Genomic DNA, 20,471 nt, shown 5'->3' with positions numbered 1-20,471 from the left:
TCCATCGTGGCAGGCGTTCAGAGTTCGGCCGAGAGACTGTCCCGGTCGCCGCGCCAGGCGGTATAGAAATCGCCTGTCCGGTCGAGAACGAAAACCGTCGGATTGTTCGACACGGCTGACCAGCAGGCGGCCTCGACGGCGAATTTCAATGCCTTTGCGCGAAAATAAAACGAGCCGAGATCGCGGCCGAACTGAGAGACCGTCCAACGATCGTGCTTAAATGCAACGCAGTACGCTCCGTGGGGCATGAAGCACCTCCCAAGTCGCTTTTCCAGCGCATCGTACGGCCCTGAGGCCGCCTCGAACGATGCGCTCTTCCAATGAAGTGGGCACCGTCCCCAAAAGTAGCCCGCTTTCGGTGGTCGGTGCTTTGCGAAACACAGGTGCCGTTGCTAACCATCCTGGCCGGATATGGCAACCGCGAATAGCGATTTACGATCTCAAACCTTAAGGATGGGTTGAACGATGTCTCAAAGCGAGGCCGTCACGCCCCCATCGACATAGATGATCTGGCCGTTGACGAAGCCGGAGGCGTCCGACGCGAGGAAGATGGCGGCGCCGATCAGGTCCTCCAATTCACCCCAGCGGCGGGAGGGCGTACGAGCGATGAGCCAGTCGGAAAAGGCCTTGTCGTCGACCAGGGCCTGATTGAGTTCCGTCTTGAAATAGCCGGGTCCGATGCCGTTCACCTGGAGACCGTGCTTGCCCCAATCGATGGCCATGCCCTTCGTGAGCATCTTCACGGCTCCCTTGGTGGCCGTATAGGGCGCAATCGACGGGCGGCCGAGTTCGCTCTGAACCGAGCAGATATTGATGATCTTGCCCCGGCCGCGCGGGATCATTTTCCTGGCGACGGCCTGGCTCACATAGAAGACGCTGTCGACATTCGTCGTCATCAGCTCGTGCCAGGCTTCCTCCGGATAATCCTCGAGAGGACCCCGGCGCTGCATGCCGGCATTGTTGATCAGGATGTCGATGGGGCCGATGTCGTTCTCGATCTGGTCGATGGCGGTCTTGACCGCTTTGCTGTCCGTCACGTCGAAAGGCATCTCGAACACGGATGAACCGTCGTCCCGCAAGATCCGCGCCGCTCCCGCGACCCTGTCCGGCTGGCGTCCGTTGAGGATGACGCGGGCTCCGGCGCGTCCCAGCCCTCGCGCGAGCGCAAGGCCGACCCCCGCGCTCGATCCCGTCACGAGGGCGATGCGGCCCGTCAGATCGAAGAGGTTCGCAATGTTCATCTTCATCGTGGATCCGATGCTCTAGAGAATGCGGCCGGGATTGAGGATGCCGGCGGGATCGAGCGTCTGCTTCACCTGCCTCATGAGGGCAAGCTCGGGCTCCGTGCGGCTCAAGGGAAGATAGGGGCGCTTGATGCGGCCGATGCCGTGTTCCGCAGAGATCGAGCCGCCGAGACGGGACACGAGATCGTAGACGAGATTCTGAACGCCCTTCTTGACCGCATCGTCCATGTCGCGAATGGCGACATTGATATGGATGTTGCTGTCAGCCACGTGCCCGAACACGACGTAAACGGCATCCGGCCATTGCTTCGGCATCTCCTGACGCAGGTGTGCGACGGCTTCCGTCATCCGATTGAGCGGCACGCTCACGTCGAAGCGGATTTCCTCAGGCAGGAAGCGCCCATATTCGTAAGGCGTTTCCCGATAGGCCCAGAAGCGGTTCCGGTCGGCGCGGGACTGAGCCACCACGGCGTCCTTGATGAGGCCCTGCTCGTAGAACTCTTCGAGGAGAAGGGAAAAGGCTTCCGTCCCCGCCGGGTCCGCTCCCATATCGGCCTCGATCAGGAGCGTCACGTCGTGCTCCGCCTCGAAGGCCTGCGCGAGGCCGCAGATCTCGGTTGCGACCGTCATGAATTCCCGCCACATGGCCTCGAAGACCAGCAGGCGTCCCGGATGCGCCTGCTGGAATCGGCGCAGGACAACGAGGGCATCCTCGAAGCTGCCGACCGCGCAGAGGGCCGTCTGCAGGCCCTGAGGCTTGGGATGCAGCCCGATCACGGCCCGGGTCACGATGCCGAGAGTTCCCTCGCTGCCGATGAAGAGCTGCGTCCAGTCGTATCCGGCATTGTTCTTCAGCATCTTGTTGAGGGACCGAACCACGGTGCCGTCCGCCTGGACTACTTCCAGGCCGAGAACGTTGCGTCTCGTCATGCCATAGCGCAGAACCTGATTGCCGCCGGCATTGGTCGCGATGTTGCCGCCGATGGTGCAGGTTCCCCGCGCGCCGAGATCGATCCCGCATAGGAATCCTGCCTCGTCCGCCGCCTGCTGAATGACCGCGAGGGGCGTGCCGGCAAGGGCTGTCAGCGTCGCGCTCGCGGCGTCGATCTCCTCGATGCCGTTCATCCGCTCCAGGGACAGGGCAATCTCTCCCGCTTGCGGGTGAGCGCCGCCCGCAAGGCCGGTCAATCCGCCTTGCGTGACGATGGGCTGGCGGTGCTCATGGCAGATCCTCAGGGCGGTCGAAACATCCTCCGTGGTCTGCGGCAGGATCAATGCCTGGGGAGCGACGGGCTTGAGGCCGCTGGCATCGGCATGATTGCGGGCAGGGATGTCGGATCCGATGCGGACCTGAGATCCCAGGGCTGCAACGAGGGCGTCAATCACATGGCTCATCGTATCTGACTCAATCTTCGAAGCGGTCTCGGCCTGGAGGGCAATTCATATCCGGTTCCTGAAGGATCAGGGTTCCTCGGTCAGCCGTATGATCGCATCCGGCCGCTTCCAGAGTTCCGGCAGCAGTTCGAGCCCGAGCCCCGGCTTCATGTTCACCGTGACCTCGCCTTGTGCGACGGTCGGCAGTTCCGTCACGAGTTCCGTGTACCAGCCCGTATAGAAGGCCCGGACGCTCTCCTGGATCAACGCATTGCGCGCATGGAGCGAGAAGTGGCACGACGCGGCGTAGACCACCGGGCCCGTGCAGTCATGCGGCGCGACCGGCACATGCCAGGCTTCCGCCAACGCGGCGATCTTGCGAGCCTCCGTCAGGCCTCCGCACCAGGACAGGTCGAGCATGGCGACGCCCGCGACGCCGGTTTCGAGATATTCCCGGAACGCGTGCGTGTAGGACAGGGTCTCCGACGCGCAAACCCAGGCCTTCGAATGCTGCGCGTATTCCTTGAGGTCGCCGATATTGTCGAGGCGGAAGGGATCCTCGTGCCAATAGGTGTCGAACTCGGCGAGCGCCCCGGCGAGTTTCTTGGCCATCGGCAGGCTCCACAGGGAATGGAACTCGACCATGATGTCCATCTTGTCGCCCACGGCCTTGCGGATCTTGGCGAAGGGTTCGAGCGCCGTGCGGAGCTCGTCCGGCGAGATGTCGTAGCCGTGGCTGCGTTCGGCCGCGACATCGAAGGGCCAGATCTTCATGCCCGTGATGCCCTGCTCCAGCAGCGAGTGAGCGAGTTCGTCCGCGCGATGCAGGAACGCGTCCAGGTCCTCGTAGGCACCTTCCGTCTCGCCGACGCCCCAGTTGGCGACTTTCTGCGCACGGCTGTCGCGGATGTAACGGTAGCCCGCGCAGGTGTTATAGACACGGATCCTGTCGCGGGAGCGTCCGCCGAGCATGTCGCAGACCGGCTTGCCATGCGCCTTGCCGAAGAGGTCCCACAAGGCGATGTCGACGGCCGAGTTGCCGCGTGTCTCGACGCCGGCGGAGCGCCAGCCCAGATAGTTCTGGAGATCCCGGTTGATCCCTTCGATCTGGAGAGGATCGCGCCCGATCAGCTTGGCCGCGACGGTCTCGTGAATGTATGCCTCGACGGCTGCCGCGCCCATGAAGGTTTCACCGAGGCCGACGAGGCCTCCATCCGTGTGCAGGCGGATCCAGACGATGTTCGCGAATTCCTGGAGACGGATTGTTTCGACGCCTGTGATCTTCATGGAATCCTCGTTGGGGCTGCGCTCTTGCGGCGATCGGCAGAGGCGGAAGGTTTGAAGCCGCCCGTGGGCAGGATGGAAGCTGCCGGTCCCATGATATCCACCGAAATGCTCTGCGCGAGCAGGTATTCATAAGTCTAATCTGATACAAAGATACGTTCTCAGAATGATCTCGTTTTCCCCGAGAGACGGAGTTGAGGTTTCTTCCAAGGCTCGCATAGATGCCGCCGCATGTGAAAACGCGAACGAACCGGATCGGAAAGAGCAAAACCCGTTATCCTGCATCGCAGGTTCCTCGCGAAACCGCACCATCGGCTGAATTGACACCCCCTGGGGCTGCGCCTTAGATCGACTGACATGTTTGACGTTCCCGAGGGTTGAACAGTGCCTTGGGGAGTACAGAATCATGAGCGCCGAAATGGGCGCCTACGGCAGGGAGATCGTGTGAGTAGGATTACCTCCATCTTTTTCAAAGGCCTGGAAGGACTGCTGGTTCTCCTGCTGGCCGCCATGGTCGCCATGGTCTTCGGCAACGTCGTGCTGCGCTATCTCTTTGATACGGGCATCGACGTTTCGGAAGAGCTGTCCCGCTTCTTCTTCGTCTGGCTCACGTTCATCGGCGCCGTCGTGGTGGGGCGCGAGAATGCCCATCTGGGCGTCGAGACCCTAGTGGCGCGTCTTGGCGACAATGGCCGCAAGGTCTGCATGGTCCTGTCCGACCTGTTCATCATAGGTTGCTGCGCCGTCTTCTTCTGGGGGACATGGCAGCAGGCCGAAATCAACGCCACGAATTACGCGCCCATCACCGAGATCTCGATGCTCTGGGTCTACGGCATCGGGTATTTCACAAGCATCGGATTGGGTTTGATGGCGCTCCTTCGGATTCTGCGGGTCCTCACCGGGCGTATCAGCGAGCATGAGCTCAAGACCTTTGCCGGCGACTACAGCGGCGATGAAGCCCATGCCTTGAGGGAGCGGCTCGAGTGACCATTATCGTCTTTCTCGTCTCGCTTCTCGGAGCCATGGCACTCGGCATGCCGATTGCCTTCTCCCTGATCGTCTGCGCTCTCGCGCTCATGTTCTGGCTCGGTAATTTCGACAGCCAGATCGTGGCCCAGAACATGATCATCGGGGCCGACAACTTTCAGCTTCTGGCCGTTCCGTTCTTCCTGCTGGCCGGCGAACTGATGAATGTCGGCGGCCTGTCGAAGCGCATCGTCAATTTCGCTCTGGCATGTCTCGGTCACATCCATGGTGGCCTCGGTTACGTTGCCATCGTGGCGGCGCTCATCCTCGCGGCCCTGTCCGGCTCCGCAGCCGCCGATACGGCCGCTCTTGCGGCCATTCTGATCCCGATGATGCGCAATGCCGGCTACGACATTCCGCGAGCCGCGGGCCTCATCGCGGCCGGTGGCATCATCGCCCCCGTGATCCCCCCTTCCATCGGCTTTATCGTCTTCGGTGTCGCGGCCAATGTGTCGATCTCCCAGCTCTTTCTCGCCGGTGTCGTTCCTGGTGTGATGATGGGCGTGGCGCTCGTCGTCGCCTGGGCCATCGTCAGCCGAAGAGACAAGATGAAGGCGTCGCCGCGGGCATCCATGCGCGAGAGGGGCAAGGCCTTCGTCGACGGCTTCTACGCGCTTCTCATGCCCGTGATGATCCTGGGCGGCATCAAGTGGGGCATTGTGACTCCGACCGAGGCGGCGGTGCTCGCTGCGGTCTATGCGCTCGTCATCGGCATGTTCGTCTATCGCGAGCTGAAGCCGTCGATGCTCTACGGGGTCTTCCTCACCGCTGCGAAAACGACCGCCGTGGTGATGTTCCTCGTCGCGGCGGCGCTCGTGTCGGCATGGCTCATCACCCAGGCGAACATTCCGGGTGAGATCAGCGGGCTCATCCAGCCACTGATGGGCAACAAGACCCTGCTCATGTTCGCCCTCATGTTCCTGGTCGTCATTGTCGGAACCGCTCTGGATTTCTCCCCGACGGTTCTGATCCTGACGCCGGTTCTGATGCCGATCGTGAAGCAGGCCGGCATCGATCCGGTCTATTTCGGCGTGCTGTTCATCATCAACAACGCCATCGGGTTGATCACGCCCCCGGTGGGAATCGTGCTGAACGTGGTGAGCGGCGTCGCCCGCGTGCCGATGGGCGCGGTCATTCGCGGCGTGAACCCGTTCCTGATCGCCCAGCTCATCGTGCTCTTCCTGCTCATCATCTTCCCGGATCTGGTCATGGTTCCCCTTGGCTGGTTGCGGGGGCGATGAGGAGACGGGACGTTTGAAGACTTGACAACAAGAGAGAGGAAACAACCATGAAAGCACTCAAATTCGCACTTGCCGCTGGCGTCGCCGCGACCATCATGGCGGCCGCTCCGGCCTCGGCCCAGTTCACGGAACGCAACATCCGCCTGTCCAACGGCGTGAACGAGGATCACCCGAACGGCAAAGGGGTCGAGAAGTTCCAGGCCTGCCTGACCGACAAGTCCGGCGGCAAGATCAAGGTGCAGGGCTTCTGGGGCAATGCCCTCGGGGGCGACCTCCAGGCCACGCAGGCACTTCGCTCCGGCACGCAGGAGATGGTCGTCACGTCGAGCTCGCCCCTCATCGGCATCCTGCCGGATCTCGGCGTGTTCGACCTGCCGTTCCTGTTCGCCAACAACAAGGAGGCGGATGCCGTCCTCGACGGCGAGTTCGGCAAGTACATCGACGGCAAGCTCGAGGCGGTCGGCCTCGTCAACCTGGCCTATTGGGAGAACGGCTTCCGCAACCTCACCAACTCGCGTCGTCCGGTGGAGAAGTGGGAGGACTTCAAAGGCCTGAAGGTTCGCGTCATGCAGAACAACGTGTTCCTCGACACGTTCAAGAACATGGGCGCCAACGCGGTGCCGATGGCGTTCGGCGAAGTCTTCACGGCTCTGGAGACGAAGGCCATCGACGGTCAGGAGAACCCGTTCGTGACCATCGATACGTCGAAGTTCTACGAGGTGCAGAAGTACCTCTCCGTGACGCGTCACGCCTACACGCCGTTCCTCATGCTCTATTCCAAGAAGTTGTGGGACGGCTTGTCGAAGGATGAGCAGGCCGCTCTGCGGGAATGCGCCGCCGTCTCGCGCGATGAGCAGCGCAAGGTGTCCCGCGAGCTGTCGGAAGCCTCGTTGAGCAAGATCAAGGGCGCCGGTATCATCGTCAATGAGCTGAACGAACAGGAGGCCAACCGCATGCGCGAGCAGGCGAAGGCCGTCTGGGAGAAGCACGCCGCGACGATCGGGCCCGAGACGGTGAAGATGATGCAGACGGAACTGGACAAGGTCCGGAAGAAGTAAGCCCGCTGCAAAGATGAGAGTGACGCCGCTCGGAGCTATTGCGCTCCAAGCGGCGTCGTCCCCACTTCCTCCAGCCCGAACGGCCGTTGCGGTCTTCAGGCACGATTTGAAAGGATTGCCGATCGATGCAGATCCTTATTCTCGGCGCGGCCGGAATGGTCGGCCGCAAGCTCACGGAACGTCTGGTCAGGGAAGGCCGGTTGGGAGGAGAGGCAATCACGCGCCTCGTTCTGCACGATGTGGTCGAACCCGAGCGCCCTCAGGCGTCCTTTGCCGTCGATACGCTGACGTCCGATTTCTCGATGCCCGGCGAGGCGGAGAAGCTGGTCGCGAGCCGTCCCGACGTGATCTTCCACCTTGCCGCCATCGTGTCCGGCGAGGCGGAGGCCGATTTCGACAAGGGATACAGGATCAATCTCGACGGGACGCGGTTCCTGTTCGATGCCGTTCGCACCATCGGGGACGGATACAAGCCGCGCGTCGTGTTCACGTCGTCCATCGCGGTGTTCGGCGCTCCGTTCCCGGACGCGATCGGGGATGAGTTCTTCCTGACGCCGCTCACGAGCTACGGGGCGCAGAAGGCGATGGGCGAGCTGCTGCTGGCCGACTACACCCGGCGCGGGTTCTTCGACGGCGTAGGGATCCGACTTCCCACGATCTGCGTCCGCCCGGGCAAACCCAACAAGGCGGCATCGGGCTTTTTCTCCAGCATCATCCGCGAGCCGCTGAACCGCCAGGAAACCGTCCTGCCGGTTTCGCTCGATGTCCGCCACGCCCATGCCTCGCCGCGCTCCGCCGTCAATTTCCTCATCCATGCGGCGAGCATGGACACGTCGACCATCGGTCCGCGGCGCAATCTGACGATGCCGAGCGTGTCGGTGACCGTCGGCGAGCAGATCGAGGCGCTTCGGCGCGTCGCCGGCGAGGCGGCCGTCGCCCGGATCCGCCACGAGCTCGATCCGACCATCATCCGGTTCGTCGAAGGGTGGCCCCGCCGCTTTGATGCACGCCGCGCCGAGAGCCTGGGCTTCCGTGCGGAGGCCAGCTTCGACGAGATCATCTCCATCTATGTCGAGGACGAACTCGGCGGCGTCATCCCCACCTGATCGGTGGCCCTCGGCGCTTAGAGCATCGGACGTGAAATCGAACTCACGCCCGATGCTCTAAGTTGTTGTCGTCCCGCATCTTCTCACGCAAAACCGGTTCCCACTTTTGGGATCAATCCGATGCTTTTTCTCTTGGCTGGCGCATCGGATGGAGCGGACCCGCAGGGCCGCGTCAGCGAATACCGGGTCCACTTTTCCGTCCGATGCGCTAGCGTCGGGGACGCTCGGGAAAGAATCTTTGCCTGAGGGAAGCCCATTTCTGAATGGCCCAAAGGGTGAACCGGCCGATGGGCTTCTGCAGGATGGGGATATCACGGGCGATCAGCAGAAGGCCCAAGGGCAGCATCCATAATCCGAGAACCGGCAGAAACGAGAAGATCCCGCCCAGGATGAGAAGGAGGCCGGCGGGAATCCTGATCCAGCGCGAGTTCGGATGACGGAGGCTGCGAAGCACGCGGGCGACCTTGCCTGGTACCTCATGCTCCAGGCTTTTGAACGCCTGCCTCAGGACGGCTCGTCCGCTTTGATGTCCCATGCTCTTCGAAGTGTCCGCCACCGAGAGGAGTTCCCGCGTGATGCGCTCTTGTGAACCCGTGACGGTGAACGCGGGCTGAAGGTTGCGCGCCGCTGGCCGTTGCCCTTCGGAACGAGACCGGACTCGATCCTTCTCCGATAGGTCAGCAGGTGAAGCCTGCAAGAGCCTCGGCCACGGCCCGTGTGCCCTGTTCCCGAACCCGCATGATCCTGAGAGCACGCTCTTTCTGCTCGAGACGGTAAAGATAGGGGTCGAATTCCAGGGGGAGCGCGGGATCGCCGAGATAGCGCGGCTTATCGGCCAGCTCGTAATAATCCGCCCTCAACATCCGCCCCAGATGCTCCTGGACCGAATGCGGGAGCGGCGGCACGTTGTGGCGAGCGGGCAGCGCCCTGGAAACCGGCTGGGTCAAATTGGAACTTTCCGCAATGTTATCAAGCATCGTATAGCCCCGGAAACTGCCCAGGTTAACGCGTAGCCTGCCGTCTGGTTCCGCCTCCTGGGCTTTCAATCTGCCCCAGACTTGGCCGGACGAAGCAAGCTTCGGCCCAGCCTGCCGCCTTAGATCACTTCCGACGACGTGGTTTGGGGAAGAATTTTGCAAAACGACCTGTTTCTTGCCGAGCGGCTCGCATTCCTGGGGATCGACGACGAGGTGTGCCGGGAACTTCGCGGGATCTGGCAGGACATCTCCCCCGAGCTGTCGAAGATCCTCGAACGCTTCTACGAGCATATGCATCGGCAGCCGCAGCTCTCTCGGCTGATCGGTACCCAGCAATCCCGCCTCGTCTCGGCTCAGATGCAGCATTGGGGCAGGCTCTTCAGCGGTAGCTTCGATGCCGCCTATGTGGACGGCATCCGCCGCATCGGGCTCATCCATAACAAGATCGGCCTCGAGCCGCGCTGGTACATTGGTGGCTATGCCTTCATCCTCAATGAACTGATCCAGGTGCTGGCCAGAAAGCATCGCTTCAGCGGAGGAGCTCTCGCCCGCAAGCTGGCGGCGGTGAACCTGGCGGTCATGCTGGACATGGATTTCGCCATCTCCGTCTATCAGGATGCCTTCGTTCAGGATCGCCAGAAGAAGGGTGAGGACCTGTCGCGGGCCGTCGCATCCTTCTCCGATGCCGTGCAGGAGAGCCTCGAGATCTCCGGGCAGGCGAGCAGCGCACTTTCCGAGAGCGCGACGGTTCTCGACGAGGCGACCGGAAGCGCCCGAAGCCTCGCCGTCCAGGTCACGACGGCGGCTGAGCAGACCGCGTCCAACATGCAATCCGGTGCGGCCGCGACGGAACAGCTCGCATCGTCCGTTCGCGAGATCGGTCAGCAGGCCAGCCGTTCGGCGGATGTCGCCCGGCATGCCCTGGAAAGTTCCCAGCGGACGAAGGAAACCGTCAACGGTTTGGCCGAGCAGGCGAAGGAAATCGGAGACGTCGTCGATCTGATCGAACGTATCGCGGCTCAGACCAACCTGCTCGCCTTGAACGCCACCATCGAGGCGGCCCGTGCCGGAGAGATGGGCAAGGGCTTCGCCGTCGTTGCGCAGGAGGTGAAGACACTTGCCAACCAGACCGCCAGGGCGACGACGGAGATCGGCTCGCGCATCGGGGCGATCCAGGAGGCGACGCAGCGCAGCGTATCCGATATCGACAATATCGGCCGCATCATGGAAGAGCTGAGCGGTATCGCCACGGCCATCGCGGCTGCTGTCGAGGAGCAGGCTGCGGTCACGTCGGAAATTTCTGTCAACGTCAACCAGACGAGCGACCATACCCATGCGGTCGTGCGGAGCATCGAGGCGCTGACCGGGTCGACGGCCTCCGCGGCCGCCGCGGCGCAGGAGGTTTCGAGCGCCAAGCACACCCTGGACCAGCAGCTCCAGCGCCTGAGACAGGACATCGACCGGTTCCTCGCAACGGCCAGGGCTGCCTGACGCCTCCATGATCGGCAGCGGCGATTTGTGGCTGAATCGTGTCTTTTCGGGTACAGACACGAGTCCGCAAATCAGACACCTTGCCGACAGTTGGCGCCGGATTTGTTCTCGGCGCAGCTGGCGGAGCCGTGAGGGCTCCTGTGTGGGGGCACAGGTGGATCAGACGGACCAGGAAATCGAGCAGATCGCTCGCGCATTTTTCGTCGCCCGGCATGAAGACGGAGTGTGGGAGACCGCATCGCGGCTCCTCCAGCATGAATTTCGTCTCTACGCCCGGCAGGCTCTGAGCATGCTGGAAAAGAAACAGGGGCAGATCTGGAGCGAAGCTGCTCGCATCGCCCCGGCGGACGTTCTCGAAGCGGCATAGCGCCAGCTCCTTCGGCGGTGCCTCGGAAGGCGCATGTCGGATGCCCGATGCGATCTCGCATCGGGGCTTTTTGTGCGTCAAATGGGGGAGGCCCGTTGAAGGCGCCGCATGCCCTGCCATTTTTACAGGGTGCAGACTCTTCGCCGAGAGTCTGAGGAGCTTTGCATGCAATCACCCGACGAATGGGAAATCCCTCCAGAATATCAACCCGATCCGAGAACGCTCGGCTACGATCTCAAGGATGCTCTGGCCGCCGTTGTCTTGCTGAGGGCGCGGGTTCCCGACGATGCCTTCACGGCCGAAACGCTCGGGACGGAACGGGCCGGGCAGGGCGTCGTCATCCGGGATGACGGCCTTGTCGTCACCATCGGCTACTTGATTGCAGAGGCCGAAGAGGTCTGGCTGACCACCAACAAGGGACGCGCCGTTCAGGCCCATGTGCTCGCGTACGATTACGAGAGCGGTTTCGGGCTGGTGCAGGCGCTCGAACCCCTGGGCGTACCGGTGCTGGCTTTAGGCGATTCCCGCCATCTTAAGCCTGGCGATCAGGTCGTCATCGGCGGGAGCGGAGGGGTGAGCCATTCCCTCGCCGCGCAGGTGGTCGCCTGCCAGGAATTCGCAGGGTACTGGGAGTATCTCATCGATCCCGCCATCTTTACCGCGCCGGCCCATCCAAATTGGGGCGGCACGGCCCTGATCGGGCCCCGGGGCGATCTCGTCGGCATCGGTTCGCTCCAGCTTCAGCATCAAGCCTCCGGCGGGTCCGTGGTGCCTCTCAACATGAGCGTGCCGATCGATCTTCTGAAACCAATTCTGGACGATCTCCTGACCCTCGGTCGGACCAAGAGCAAGCCGCGGCCGTGGCTCGGCTTCTATGTCGCAGAGGCCGAAGACGATCAGATCACGGTCATCGGCTTGGCCGGCGACGCGCCGGCGCAGCGGGCGGGCTTGAGGGCCGGCGATCAGATCCACGCGGTGGCCGGCCAGTCGGTCACCTCGCTGGCGGAGTTCTATCGCGCCGTCTGGGACCTAGGCGCGGCGGGCGTCGATGTTCCGCTCACGCTCGAGCGGGAGGGGGACACGTTCGACGTGACGGTCCGGTCCGCCGATCGGGGCCGCTTCATGAAGGGACCGCGCCTGCAGTGATCGTCAGAGCGCCATGACACGCGTGGCGCTGAGCCGCTCTCATAACCCATCGTGCAATGCCCGAGAGGAATAGCCCCTCGGCCGGAGTTGAGACATGAGCCTGAAAGTAACGCTACCAGGCGGCGAGGCCGTTCCGGCTCTCGGGCAGGGAACCTGGCAGATGGCCGAGAGGGCGAACCGCCGCGCTCAGGAGATCAACGCGCTCCGCCTCGGCGTCGAACTCGGCATGACGCTGATCGACACGGCCGAGATGTACGGCGAGGGCGCGGCGGAGCAGCTCGTTGCGGAGGCGCTCGCCGAGCAACGCGACCGACTCTTCCTCGTGAGCAAGGTCTATCCCCACAATGCAAGCCGTCAGGGCGTGGTGCAGGCCTGCGAGCGCAGCCTCAGGCGGTTGGGGACGGACCGGTTGGATCTGTATCTCCTGCATTGGCGCGGCAGCGTGCCGTTGGAGGAAACCGTTGCCGGTTTCGAGGAGCTTCGCCGTGCAGGCAAGATCCGTCACTGGGGTGTCAGCAACTTCGACACCGACGACATGGAAGAGCTGTTCGCATTACCGGACGGGGCGAACTGCGCCACCAATCAGGTGCTCTACAATGTGAGCCGGAGAGGGCCGGAATTCGATCTCGTCCCTTGGATGCAGGAGCATCGCATGCCGCTCATGGCCTACAGTCCGATCGAACAGGGCAGGCTTCCGCGCAGCAGCGTCCTGGACAGCATCGGGGAGAAGCATGGAGCGAGCCCGTTCCAGATCGCCCTCGCTTGGCTCCTTCACCAGCCCGACGTCGTCGCGATCCCCAAGGCTTCCAGCGAGGATCATGTGCGGGACAATCATCGCGCGCTTGAGGTCCGGCTTGATAGCGATGATCTTGAGGTCATCGATTCAGAGTTTCCACCGCCCCGGCGCAAACGCCCGCTCGAAATGATCTGAAAGCAGGATACGACAAGCCCATGACCTTCACCCGAGCCGATGCACTCGCCGTTGCGGAGATTCTCAGGACGACGGCACAGGCCGAGATCCTGCCGCGCTTCCGCAACCTGTCGGCCGATGCGATCCGGACCAAGTCCTCGCAGCTCGACCTCGTGACGGATGCGGACGAGGCGGCCGAGCGCGTCATCGAGGCCGAGCTCCTGCGCCGTTTTCCGAGCGCGCTCGTCGTCGGCGAGGAGGGTGTCAGCCGGGATGCGAGCCTGCTCGATGGTCTCGGGAAAGCCGAGCTCGCCTTCATCCTCGATCCCGTCGACGGCACGTTGAACTTCGCTTCGGGCCTTCCGCTATTCGGCGTGATGGCGGCGGTTCTGGTCAAGGGCGAGATCGTCTGCGGTGTGATCCTGGATCCGATTTCCGACGACTGGTCCATGGCCGTTCGCGGCGAAGGCGCGTGGGTTCAGCGTCCGGATGGCAGCACCAGCCCGCTCCAGGTTGCTGCGAAGGTGCCGCTGTCGCAGATGGCGGGCAACGTCTCATGGCGCTACCTGCCGGAAGACCTTCGCCCCGTGGTGACGGGCAACCTGCCCAAGGTCGCCATGGCGGCGGATCTGCGCTGTGCGGCGCATACTTATCGCCAGATAGCCGCCGGGTACCTGCACTTCTCGTTCTCGTCGAGCGTGATGCCATGGGACCATGCGGCCGGCTGGCTGATCCATCGCGAGGCCGGCGGTTACACGGCGCACTTCGACGGTTCGCCATACCGTCCCGTCAATCGCAGCGGCGGTCTCATCAGTGCCCCGGACCGGGAGAGCTGGCAGGCGTTACGCGATGCGCTTCTCCCTCAGATCTGATCCTTCTTAAGATAGTTGTAGACCGTGGCGCGTCCCAATCCCAACACGCGCGAGATATAGGCTGCCGCATTGCGCCCGCCGAAGGCGCCGTCGCCGGCAAGATCCGTGACGAGCTGCTGTTTCTGCGCGCGGCTCATCTCGGCGATGGTCAGGCCTCGTTCGCGGGTCCATGACTGGATATATTCGTTGATGCGCTCATGCCAGTCTTCCTTGAACAGCGAAGCTGGCTTCTCGGGTGATTGCGGCACGGCGACGAGCGCGGTCAGCGTCTGCATGACGGCATGGAAATGCGACACGTCCACGTTGATGCAGAGAATGCCGATAGCTTTATCGGGTGTGCGCAGGACGGCGCTGACCGATTTGATGCGCCGCCCGTCCCAGTTCACCTTTTCATAGGGCCCGATGATGATGTCGGACGGCTTGAAGTCGATCTCGTGCAGAAGGGACGGTTCGCCGAGTTCGCGCTTGGAGAACGGATTGGAGAGATGCACCACGGTCTCGGTCGAAAGATCGTGGAGCACCACTTCCGCATAGGGCTGGAAGAGCAGCGCGATGGCGTCGCAGACGGGCGCGTAGCTCGCCAGTTCCGGCGGCAGCGCCGCCGTCGCGCCGGCTTTTCGCGTGCGGCTCATGCGGCCTGCGCGCGCACGAAGGCGGCGAGCCGTTCCAGTCCCGCTTCCAGATGGTGCGCGGGGGCGCCGATGCCGATTCTGATGTAGCCATCCATGCCGTAGACATCGCCCGGCAGAAGCATGATGCCGCGCTCCTCGCGCAGGCGATGCACCAGCTCGGTCGAGTTCATGGGCATGGCGTAGCGGATGAAGGCCATGCCGCCGGCCTTAGGCGGCACGAAGGAGAAGAGGTCGCTGTTGGCATCGACCCAGCGCTGCAGCAGAGCGAGATTCTCGCGCAGGATGCGCTTGCTGCGGGAGAGGATCTCCTGCCGCTTGGCGGGCTGCACTGCGATCTCCGCCACGAACTCGCTGACGGCGCCCGTCGTGATCGAGGTGTAGTCCTTGCGCTGCCAGGACGTGTAGATCTCCTCGACGGGGCCGACGAGCCAGCCGATGCGCAAGCCGGGCAGCGCCATCGCCTTCGACAGGCCGTTCGTGACGATGCCCTTCTCGTAGAGATCCGCGAAGCTCGGTGGCTCGTCCTGGTCGAGCTCCGCGCCCTTATAGACCTCGTCCGCATGGAGATAGATGTCGTGCTCGCGCGCGATGGCCACAAGGCCGTCCATCGTCTCGCGCGACAGGACGGCCCCGGTCGGGTTGTTGGGATTGCAGATCGTCATCATCTTCGTGCGACTTGTGACGGCCTTGCGCACGTCGTCCAGATCCGGCGTCCATCCGAGTTCCTCGCGCAGCAGGACTTCCTTGACGGTCACGCCGATGGCCCGGGCTAGGCCCCAGATCTGCAGATAGTTCGGAACGAAGACCACGAGCTCGTCGCCAGGCTCGAGAAGCGACATCACGAGAAGAAAATTCGCCTCGGCCGAACCGTTGGTGACCATCACGTGGTCAGGATTGCGGTTGGGGTGAAGATTGGCGATAGCCTGCCGCAATTCCACGCGGCCGTTGGTCCAGCCGTAGCCGAGTTCGACGTCGAGCACCTGGCTCTGCTGTTCCGGCGTCAGAAGCTCACGCAGGGAATAGGGATGCACCCCGCTGTCGGACAGGTTGTACTCGACCGTGTTTTCATAGAGCGACTGAATGCGCTCGAGCGTGAACTCTTCGAACTTCATGGCAATCCCCGCAAAGCAAATGATTCATGCGGGTCTTAGCACTGCAAAAATAGACTTCATAGTCCAAATTGGACTTGACGGTTCAATCATCAGCCTGCCATGGTCCGCCCCTGCCGCTTGCTGCGCGAGGTGTTTCTCCGCGGTTGCCTAGACCCCATTCCGGATTGGAGCATTTGGGTGCAGTTCGATACTTTCCTGATGGAGCGGAACCAGACGCTGTTCGAGAACGGCGTTGAGATCAACCTGACCGAGAGCGGGGTCCATCCCTGCACCATCGAGGAAATCCTGCCGGCGGACGAGGCTCAGGCGCTTCTGCGACAGCCGCTCGGCTATGGCTGGACGGACGGGCGTCCTGACCTCAGGAACGCCATCGCCGCCTGGTGCCCGGGCGCGTCCGCTTCCAACGTTCTGGTGACGAACGGTTCTTCCGAGGCGACGATGATCACCCTGATGGCGATGATCGATCCCGGCGACAAGGTGCTCTTCGCGGTTCCCAACTTCATGCAGGTGGACGGTCTCGGGCGCGCGCTCGGCATGAACGTCGAGCGCCTCCCCCTCCTGGCCGATCAAGGTTGGCAGATCGACCCGGCGGCGTTGGCGAAGGCGATGGACGGCGTGAAGCTGATCTCGGTCACCAATCCCGGCAACCCGACCGGCGCCGTTCTGTCGCGCAAGAGCCGCGAGGCGCTGCTCGATGCCGCGCAGAAGGCCGGTGCTTGGCTTCTGGTCGATGAGATCTATCGCGGCGGCGAGATCGATGGAGCGGAGACGGAGACTTTCTATGGAGAATATCCGCGCGTCATCGTCACGAGCAGCCTGTCCAAGTCCTTCGCATGCCCAGGGCTGCGTCTCGGCTGGATCGTCGGACCCGAAGAGGTGATCAAGGAAGCCGCCGAGCGGCAGGATTACACGACGATCGGCAGCGGGATCCTGAGCCAGATCCTTGGGGCGGCCGTCATGGAGCCGAAGAACCGCGAGCGAATCCTCGCGCGCGGGCGCGCCCTTCTGCGCGAGAATGCCGACATCGTCGAGCACTGGGTCGAGAAGCGGAACCGCTGGTCCTGGCAGCGTCCCGCCGCCGGTGGCATGGCGTTCCTTCGCTATGACTTCGATATGACGTCCGAGGAGCTGTCGAACCGGCTGCGGGAAGAGGAGAGCGTGTTCGTCGTTGCCGGCAGCTGGTTCGGGATCGAGAACCACATCCGCATCGGCATCGGCGTGAAGACGGAACATCTGGTCGAAGGACTGGCCCGTCTCGATACGTTCCTGTCCCGTCACGGCCTGGTCTAGGTGGCCAACCGATGCTGCCGAAAGAGAGCCTGCTGCGGGCGCAAGAGGATCTGAGGCGCCTCGTCGACATTCCATCCGTGAGTGCGCGGGAAGAATGTCTCTCCGAGTGCGCTCGGGCCGTGCGCGACCTGCTCGCCGCATCGGGTTTCGAGACGGAGATCTGCGCCGGGGAGATCGGTCCGTTCGTCGTGGGCGAGATCGGAGACGGCCCCCTGACCGTCATCGTGTACAATCATTACGACGTGCAGCCGGAGGAGCCGGTCTCCTTGTGGATCAGCCCGCCGTTCGAACTGAGCGAGCGCGACGGGCGTTGGTATGGACGCGGCGTCGCCGACGACAAGGGCGAGTTCGTGAGCCGCCTCGAAGGCTGGCGCCTGTTCCGGGAGCAGAATCCCGGCCCCTTGCCCTTCAGGCTCATCTGGCTTGTCGACGGCGAGGAGGAAATCGGCAGTCCGTCTCTCGAAGTGTTTCTGAAGACGCGGTTCTCAGGCGTGAACGCCGATATCTGCTGGTGGGAATATGGCGAGATCGACTCGAGCGGCCGTCCCATCATTCTCTGCGGCTTCAAAGGCGTGATGGCTGTCGAGCTGCGCTGCAGGACGGCGAGAGCCGACCTGCATTCGAGCCTGGGCGCGGTCTTCGACAACCCCCTGTGGCGGCTCGCGGCTGCAACAGCTTCCTTACGTGACCGAACAGGCCGCGTGCTGATCGACGGATTCTACGACACAATCCGGCAGCCTACGGAACAGGAGCGGGATCTCGCCGGTGAACCGCCGTTCTCGTTCGACAGCCTGGTTCAGGCGACGGGTGGACAGCGGGTTCTGAATGGCACCGACAAGGCCAATTTTTACGCGGCGATGAACTTCGCCCCGTGCATGAACGTCAATGGCTTCTCCGGCGGCTACATGGGCGAGGGCGCCAAGACCGTGCTGCCGGCCGAAGGCTCCGTCAAAATCGATTTCCGCCTCGTGCCCGATCAGGATCCGCAGCGCGCCGTCGATCTTCTCCGCGCCCATCTCGACCGGCACGGCTTCGAGGATATCGAGCTCATCGCCCACGATGCCAATGTGAAGCCCGTCCGGTCAGCAACGGATCACTGGTTCATCCAGGATGCGAAAGTGCTTCTTGAGAAGCATTTCGGCCAGCCCGCCATCGTGCAGCCGAGTTCGCCCGCCTCCGGCACGTCGCATCCCTTTGTCGAGCAGCTCGGCGCGACCATCGTCGGCATCGGCCTCACGCACCACGGAGCCATGCTCCACTCGCCGAACGAGAACATCATCGTCAAGCAGTTCGAGGCGATGATCACCTGTTCCTCGGCGATCTTTCAGAAGCTTGCGGAGCGTGCGAACGGCATCATGCCGACTGAGACTTCTCCGAGAGATGGAGTGACGCCATGAACAGCATCGTTTTCGAGGCCGCGGCGCGATCCGTTCAGGCGCGCCGGCGCATTCGCCCGCATATCTTCGAGACGCCCCTGCTGCCGTCCCGCAGGATCGGCCATGAGACGGGATCGTCCGTTTTCTTCAAGGCCGAGAATTTTCAGCTCACCGGCTCATTCAAGATCCGGGGTGCCGCGAGCAAGATGACGGCGCTCGGGATCGACCGTGCGGTCATCACCGCATCCTCCGGCAATCACGGCATCGCATCGGCGCAGGCCGCCAGCTCCATCGGACAGGCTTTGACTGTCGTGCTGCCTGAAACCGTCGCTAAGGCGAAGCTCGAACGGATCCGTTCGTTCAATGTCGATGTGGTCCTGCACGGTGCCGAGAGCGGGCTCGCGGAACTTCACGCCCAGCAGGAAGCCGCTTCGCGCGGTCTCGTCTATGTCTCTCCCTACAACGATCCCGAGATCGTGGCCGGGCAGGGCACCATTGGCCTCGAACTGCTGGAGCAGGCCGAGAGCATCGACAATGTCTTCATCGCCATGGGCGGCGGTGGGCTGATCGGCGGCATCGGGTCCGTGCTCAAGAGCTTCAGCCCGCGAACGCGGATCATCGGCGTGGCGGCTCGGAATTCGGCTGCACTTGCTTCATCCATCGTGGCGGGCCGCGTGGTCGAGACCGAACATCTCGATACGCTGGCCGACGGCGTCGCCGGCGGAATGGACGAGGACAGCATGACCCTGCCGTTGGCCATGGCCGTCGTCGACGAGGTCGTGACCTGCACGGAGGCCGAAATCGCCGGTGCTCTCAGGGACCTCGCCTTCAAGGAAAACCAGATCGTCGAGGGCGCGGCGGCTCTCGCCCTCGCTGGCTTCCTCAAGATTGCGGAAAGCTGCAAGGGGCAGACGAACGTCGTCGTTCTGTGCGGCGCCAATTTCGACCGCGACAAGATCTTCTCTCTCTTGAACAGTTAGGTCTCGGCCGCCAATGGTGACTGCATCCTCCATCACCTTCCTCGACCTTCCGCAGATCGAAGAACGTCTGAAAGGTCTCGACCCGGTCGGCCTGATGGAAGAGGCATTCGCCGCCTTCTCCCGCGGCGAGGCCGTTGTGCCGGCGCCGGGTGAACTTCTTCTCACGGACCCGCCGGGAGAGGTGCATATCAAGTACGGGTACCTGACCGGCGGCGAGACCTATGTGATCAAGATCGCCTCGGGGTTCTGGAACAATCCCGCACGCGGCCTCAGCAGCAGCGACGGATTGCTGCTCGTTTTCAGGAAGGACACGGGCGAGCTGGCGGCGGTGCTGAATGATCGCGGACGGCTGACGGATCTTCGCACGGCCGCCGCCGGCGCGGTCGCCGCGAAGCATCTCGCGCCCGAGAGAGTCGCTTCTATCGGGGTTCTCGGCTGCGGCATCCAGGCGGAGTTGCAGGTGCAACTGCTGCAATCCGTCCGTCCCTGCCGCAATATCGTGGTCTGGGGGCGCAATCCTGAGCGGGCATCGGCCTATGCGCGGCGGATGCAGGAGCAGGATTTCTCTGTCGAGGTCGCGTCGTCGCCGGCGGAGGTCGCGTCCCGCTGCCGCTTGATCGTCACGGCGACCGCAAGCCCGTCGCCGCTGCTGCACTGGCATGATCTTCAGCCTGGCACGCATGTCACCGCCATCGGGGCCGACAGCGCCGACAAGCAGGAGTTGGATGCCGCCATCATCCGCAACGCCGATATCGTCGTGACGGACAGCAGGGTCCAGGCCAGCGCGCGCGGCGAGTTCGGCCATGCCTTCGACTTCGATGTGTCCGCCATGAAGAAGGTCGTCGAGATCGGCGAGATCGTCATGGGCTCGGCGAAGGGACGTGAGACGGCGGATCAGATCACCGTTTCGGCATTCTCAGGGCTGGCCGTCCAGGATATCGCGATGGCATCAGCCGTTCTGCGGCAGCCTTGACGCGGACTGCCC

Annotated in this window: 21 protein-coding genes; 13 read left to right on the top strand and 8 right to left on the bottom strand. The window is 63.1% G+C overall.

Annotation, left to right across the window (positions count from 1 at the left end; translation table 11 throughout):
- Positions 1–17 precede the first annotated feature (17 nt).
- The 4 genes from AB4097_RS05500 to AB4097_RS05485 form a co-directional block, all read right to left on the bottom strand.
- Positions 18–248, bottom strand: coding sequence for a hypothetical protein (locus tag AB4097_RS05500; RefSeq protein WP_442037602.1), 231 nt, complete (start codon positions 246–248; stop codon positions 18–20).
- 222 nt (positions 249–470) lie between these two features.
- Positions 471–1,241: an SDR family oxidoreductase gene (locus AB4097_RS05495; RefSeq protein WP_442037697.1), complete on the bottom strand. Its 771-nt coding sequence runs from the start codon at positions 1,239–1,241 to the stop codon at positions 471–473.
- A gap of 21 nt (positions 1,242–1,262) precedes the next feature.
- Complete coding sequence (locus AB4097_RS05490; RefSeq protein ID WP_442037601.1) at positions 1,263–2,639, bottom strand: FAD-binding oxidoreductase; 1,377 nt, start codon at positions 2,637–2,639, stop codon at positions 1,263–1,265.
- A 66-nt stretch (positions 2,640–2,705) separates the two neighbouring features.
- A complete protein-coding gene (locus AB4097_RS05485; RefSeq protein ID WP_442037600.1) occupies positions 2,706–3,905 on the bottom strand; it encodes a mandelate racemase/muconate lactonizing enzyme family protein in 1,200 nt (399 codons plus the stop codon).
- A gap of 441 nt (positions 3,906–4,346) precedes the next feature.
- On the opposite strand from AB4097_RS05485, the gene AB4097_RS05480 reads away from it, so the two are divergent.
- From AB4097_RS05480 to denD, 4 genes are all read left to right on the top strand, one after another.
- Positions 4,347–4,889 carry a TRAP transporter small permease gene (locus AB4097_RS05480; RefSeq protein ID WP_442037599.1) on the top strand — a complete coding sequence of 181 codons (543 nt, stop codon included), beginning with the start codon at positions 4,347–4,349 and terminating at the stop codon, positions 4,887–4,889.
- A complete protein-coding gene (locus AB4097_RS05475) occupies positions 4,886–6,169 on the top strand; it encodes a TRAP transporter large permease subunit (RefSeq protein WP_442037598.1) in 1,284 nt (427 codons plus the stop codon). The genes AB4097_RS05480 and AB4097_RS05475 overlap by 4 nt, the downstream gene beginning before the upstream one ends.
- 47 nt (positions 6,170–6,216) lie before the next feature.
- Positions 6,217–7,227, top strand: a complete 1,011-nt coding sequence (locus AB4097_RS05470; protein ID WP_442037597.1) for a TRAP transporter substrate-binding protein — start codon at positions 6,217–6,219, stop codon at positions 7,225–7,227.
- Positions 7,228–7,352: 125 nt separating this feature from the next.
- The gene (gene denD, locus AB4097_RS05465; protein WP_442037596.1) at positions 7,353–8,333 is read left to right on the top strand and encodes a D-erythronate dehydrogenase; all 981 of its coding nucleotides are present in this window, start codon (positions 7,353–7,355) and stop codon (positions 8,331–8,333) included.
- 208 nt (positions 8,334–8,541) lie between these two features.
- Here denD and AB4097_RS05460 read toward each other — a convergent pair whose 3' ends face one another.
- Both AB4097_RS05460 and AB4097_RS05455 read right to left on the bottom strand, forming a co-directional pair.
- Complete coding sequence (locus tag AB4097_RS05460; protein ID WP_442037595.1) at positions 8,542–8,787, bottom strand: hypothetical protein; 246 nt, start codon at positions 8,785–8,787, stop codon at positions 8,542–8,544.
- A gap of 223 nt (positions 8,788–9,010) precedes the next feature.
- Entirely contained in the window at positions 9,011–9,310 is a 300-nt protein-coding gene (locus tag AB4097_RS05455; RefSeq protein ID WP_442037594.1) for a hypothetical protein, read from the bottom strand.
- Positions 9,311–9,466: 156 nt separating this feature from the next.
- Between AB4097_RS05455 and AB4097_RS05450 the strand changes: the two genes are divergently transcribed.
- The 5 genes from AB4097_RS05450 (at position 9,467) to AB4097_RS05430 (ending at position 14,096) form a co-directional block, all read left to right on the top strand.
- Entirely contained in the window at positions 9,467–10,801 is a 1,335-nt protein-coding gene (locus AB4097_RS05450) for a protoglobin domain-containing protein (protein ID WP_442037593.1), read from the top strand.
- Positions 10,802–10,955: 154 nt separating this feature from the next.
- On the top strand, positions 10,956–11,168 hold the full coding sequence (locus AB4097_RS05445) for a hypothetical protein (protein WP_442037592.1): 213 nt from the start codon (positions 10,956–10,958) through the stop codon (positions 11,166–11,168).
- Between the two features lie 165 nt (positions 11,169–11,333).
- On the top strand, positions 11,334–12,314 hold the full coding sequence (locus AB4097_RS05440) for a S1C family serine protease (protein WP_442037591.1): 981 nt from the start codon (positions 11,334–11,336) through the stop codon (positions 12,312–12,314).
- 94 nt (positions 12,315–12,408) lie between these two features.
- A complete protein-coding gene (locus AB4097_RS05435) occupies positions 12,409–13,245 on the top strand; it encodes an aldo/keto reductase (protein WP_442037590.1) in 837 nt (278 codons plus the stop codon).
- A gap of 20 nt (positions 13,246–13,265) precedes the next feature.
- Entirely contained in the window at positions 13,266–14,096 is an 831-nt protein-coding gene (locus tag AB4097_RS05430) for an inositol monophosphatase family protein (RefSeq protein ID WP_442037589.1), read from the top strand.
- Here AB4097_RS05430 and AB4097_RS05425 read toward each other — a convergent pair.
- Together AB4097_RS05425 and AB4097_RS05420 are read right to left on the bottom strand one after the other, a co-directional pair.
- Complete coding sequence (locus AB4097_RS05425) at positions 14,087–14,728, bottom strand: helix-turn-helix transcriptional regulator (protein WP_442037588.1); 642 nt, start codon at positions 14,726–14,728, stop codon at positions 14,087–14,089. The two genes, AB4097_RS05430 and AB4097_RS05425, sit on opposite strands and share 10 nt — an antisense overlap.
- On the bottom strand, positions 14,725–15,840 hold the full coding sequence (locus AB4097_RS05420) for an aminotransferase class I/II-fold pyridoxal phosphate-dependent enzyme (protein WP_442037587.1): 1,116 nt from the start codon (positions 15,838–15,840) through the stop codon (positions 14,725–14,727). Before AB4097_RS05420 ends, AB4097_RS05425 begins: the two co-directional genes overlap by 4 nt.
- Positions 15,841–16,017: 177 nt before the next feature.
- Between AB4097_RS05420 and AB4097_RS05415 the strand changes: the two genes are divergently transcribed.
- From AB4097_RS05415 to AB4097_RS05400, 4 genes are read left to right on the top strand one after another with little or no spacing between them, the layout of a single operon-like run.
- A complete protein-coding gene (locus AB4097_RS05415; protein WP_442037586.1) occupies positions 16,018–17,130 on the top strand; it encodes an aminotransferase class I/II-fold pyridoxal phosphate-dependent enzyme in 1,113 nt (370 codons plus the stop codon).
- Positions 17,131–17,141: 11 nt separating this feature from the next.
- On the top strand, positions 17,142–18,527 hold the full coding sequence (locus AB4097_RS05410) for a M20/M25/M40 family metallo-hydrolase (protein WP_442037585.1): 1,386 nt from the start codon (positions 17,142–17,144) through the stop codon (positions 18,525–18,527).
- On the top strand, positions 18,524–19,486 hold the full coding sequence (locus AB4097_RS05405) for a pyridoxal-phosphate dependent enzyme (protein ID WP_442037584.1): 963 nt from the start codon (positions 18,524–18,526) through the stop codon (positions 19,484–19,486). The genes AB4097_RS05410 and AB4097_RS05405 overlap by 4 nt, the downstream gene beginning before the upstream one ends.
- Before the next feature lie 13 nt (positions 19,487–19,499).
- Positions 19,500–20,459, top strand: coding sequence for an ornithine cyclodeaminase family protein (locus AB4097_RS05400; RefSeq protein WP_442037583.1), 960 nt, complete (start codon positions 19,500–19,502; stop codon positions 20,457–20,459).
- Positions 20,460–20,471 lie beyond the last annotated feature (12 nt).

It is taken from the genome of Microvirga sp. 2MCAF35 (assembly GCF_052115545.1).
In the GTDB taxonomy this organism is placed as follows: domain Bacteria; phylum Pseudomonadota; class Alphaproteobacteria; order Rhizobiales; family Beijerinckiaceae; genus Microvirga.
This window is presented reverse-complemented; position numbering and strand designations above follow the sequence as displayed.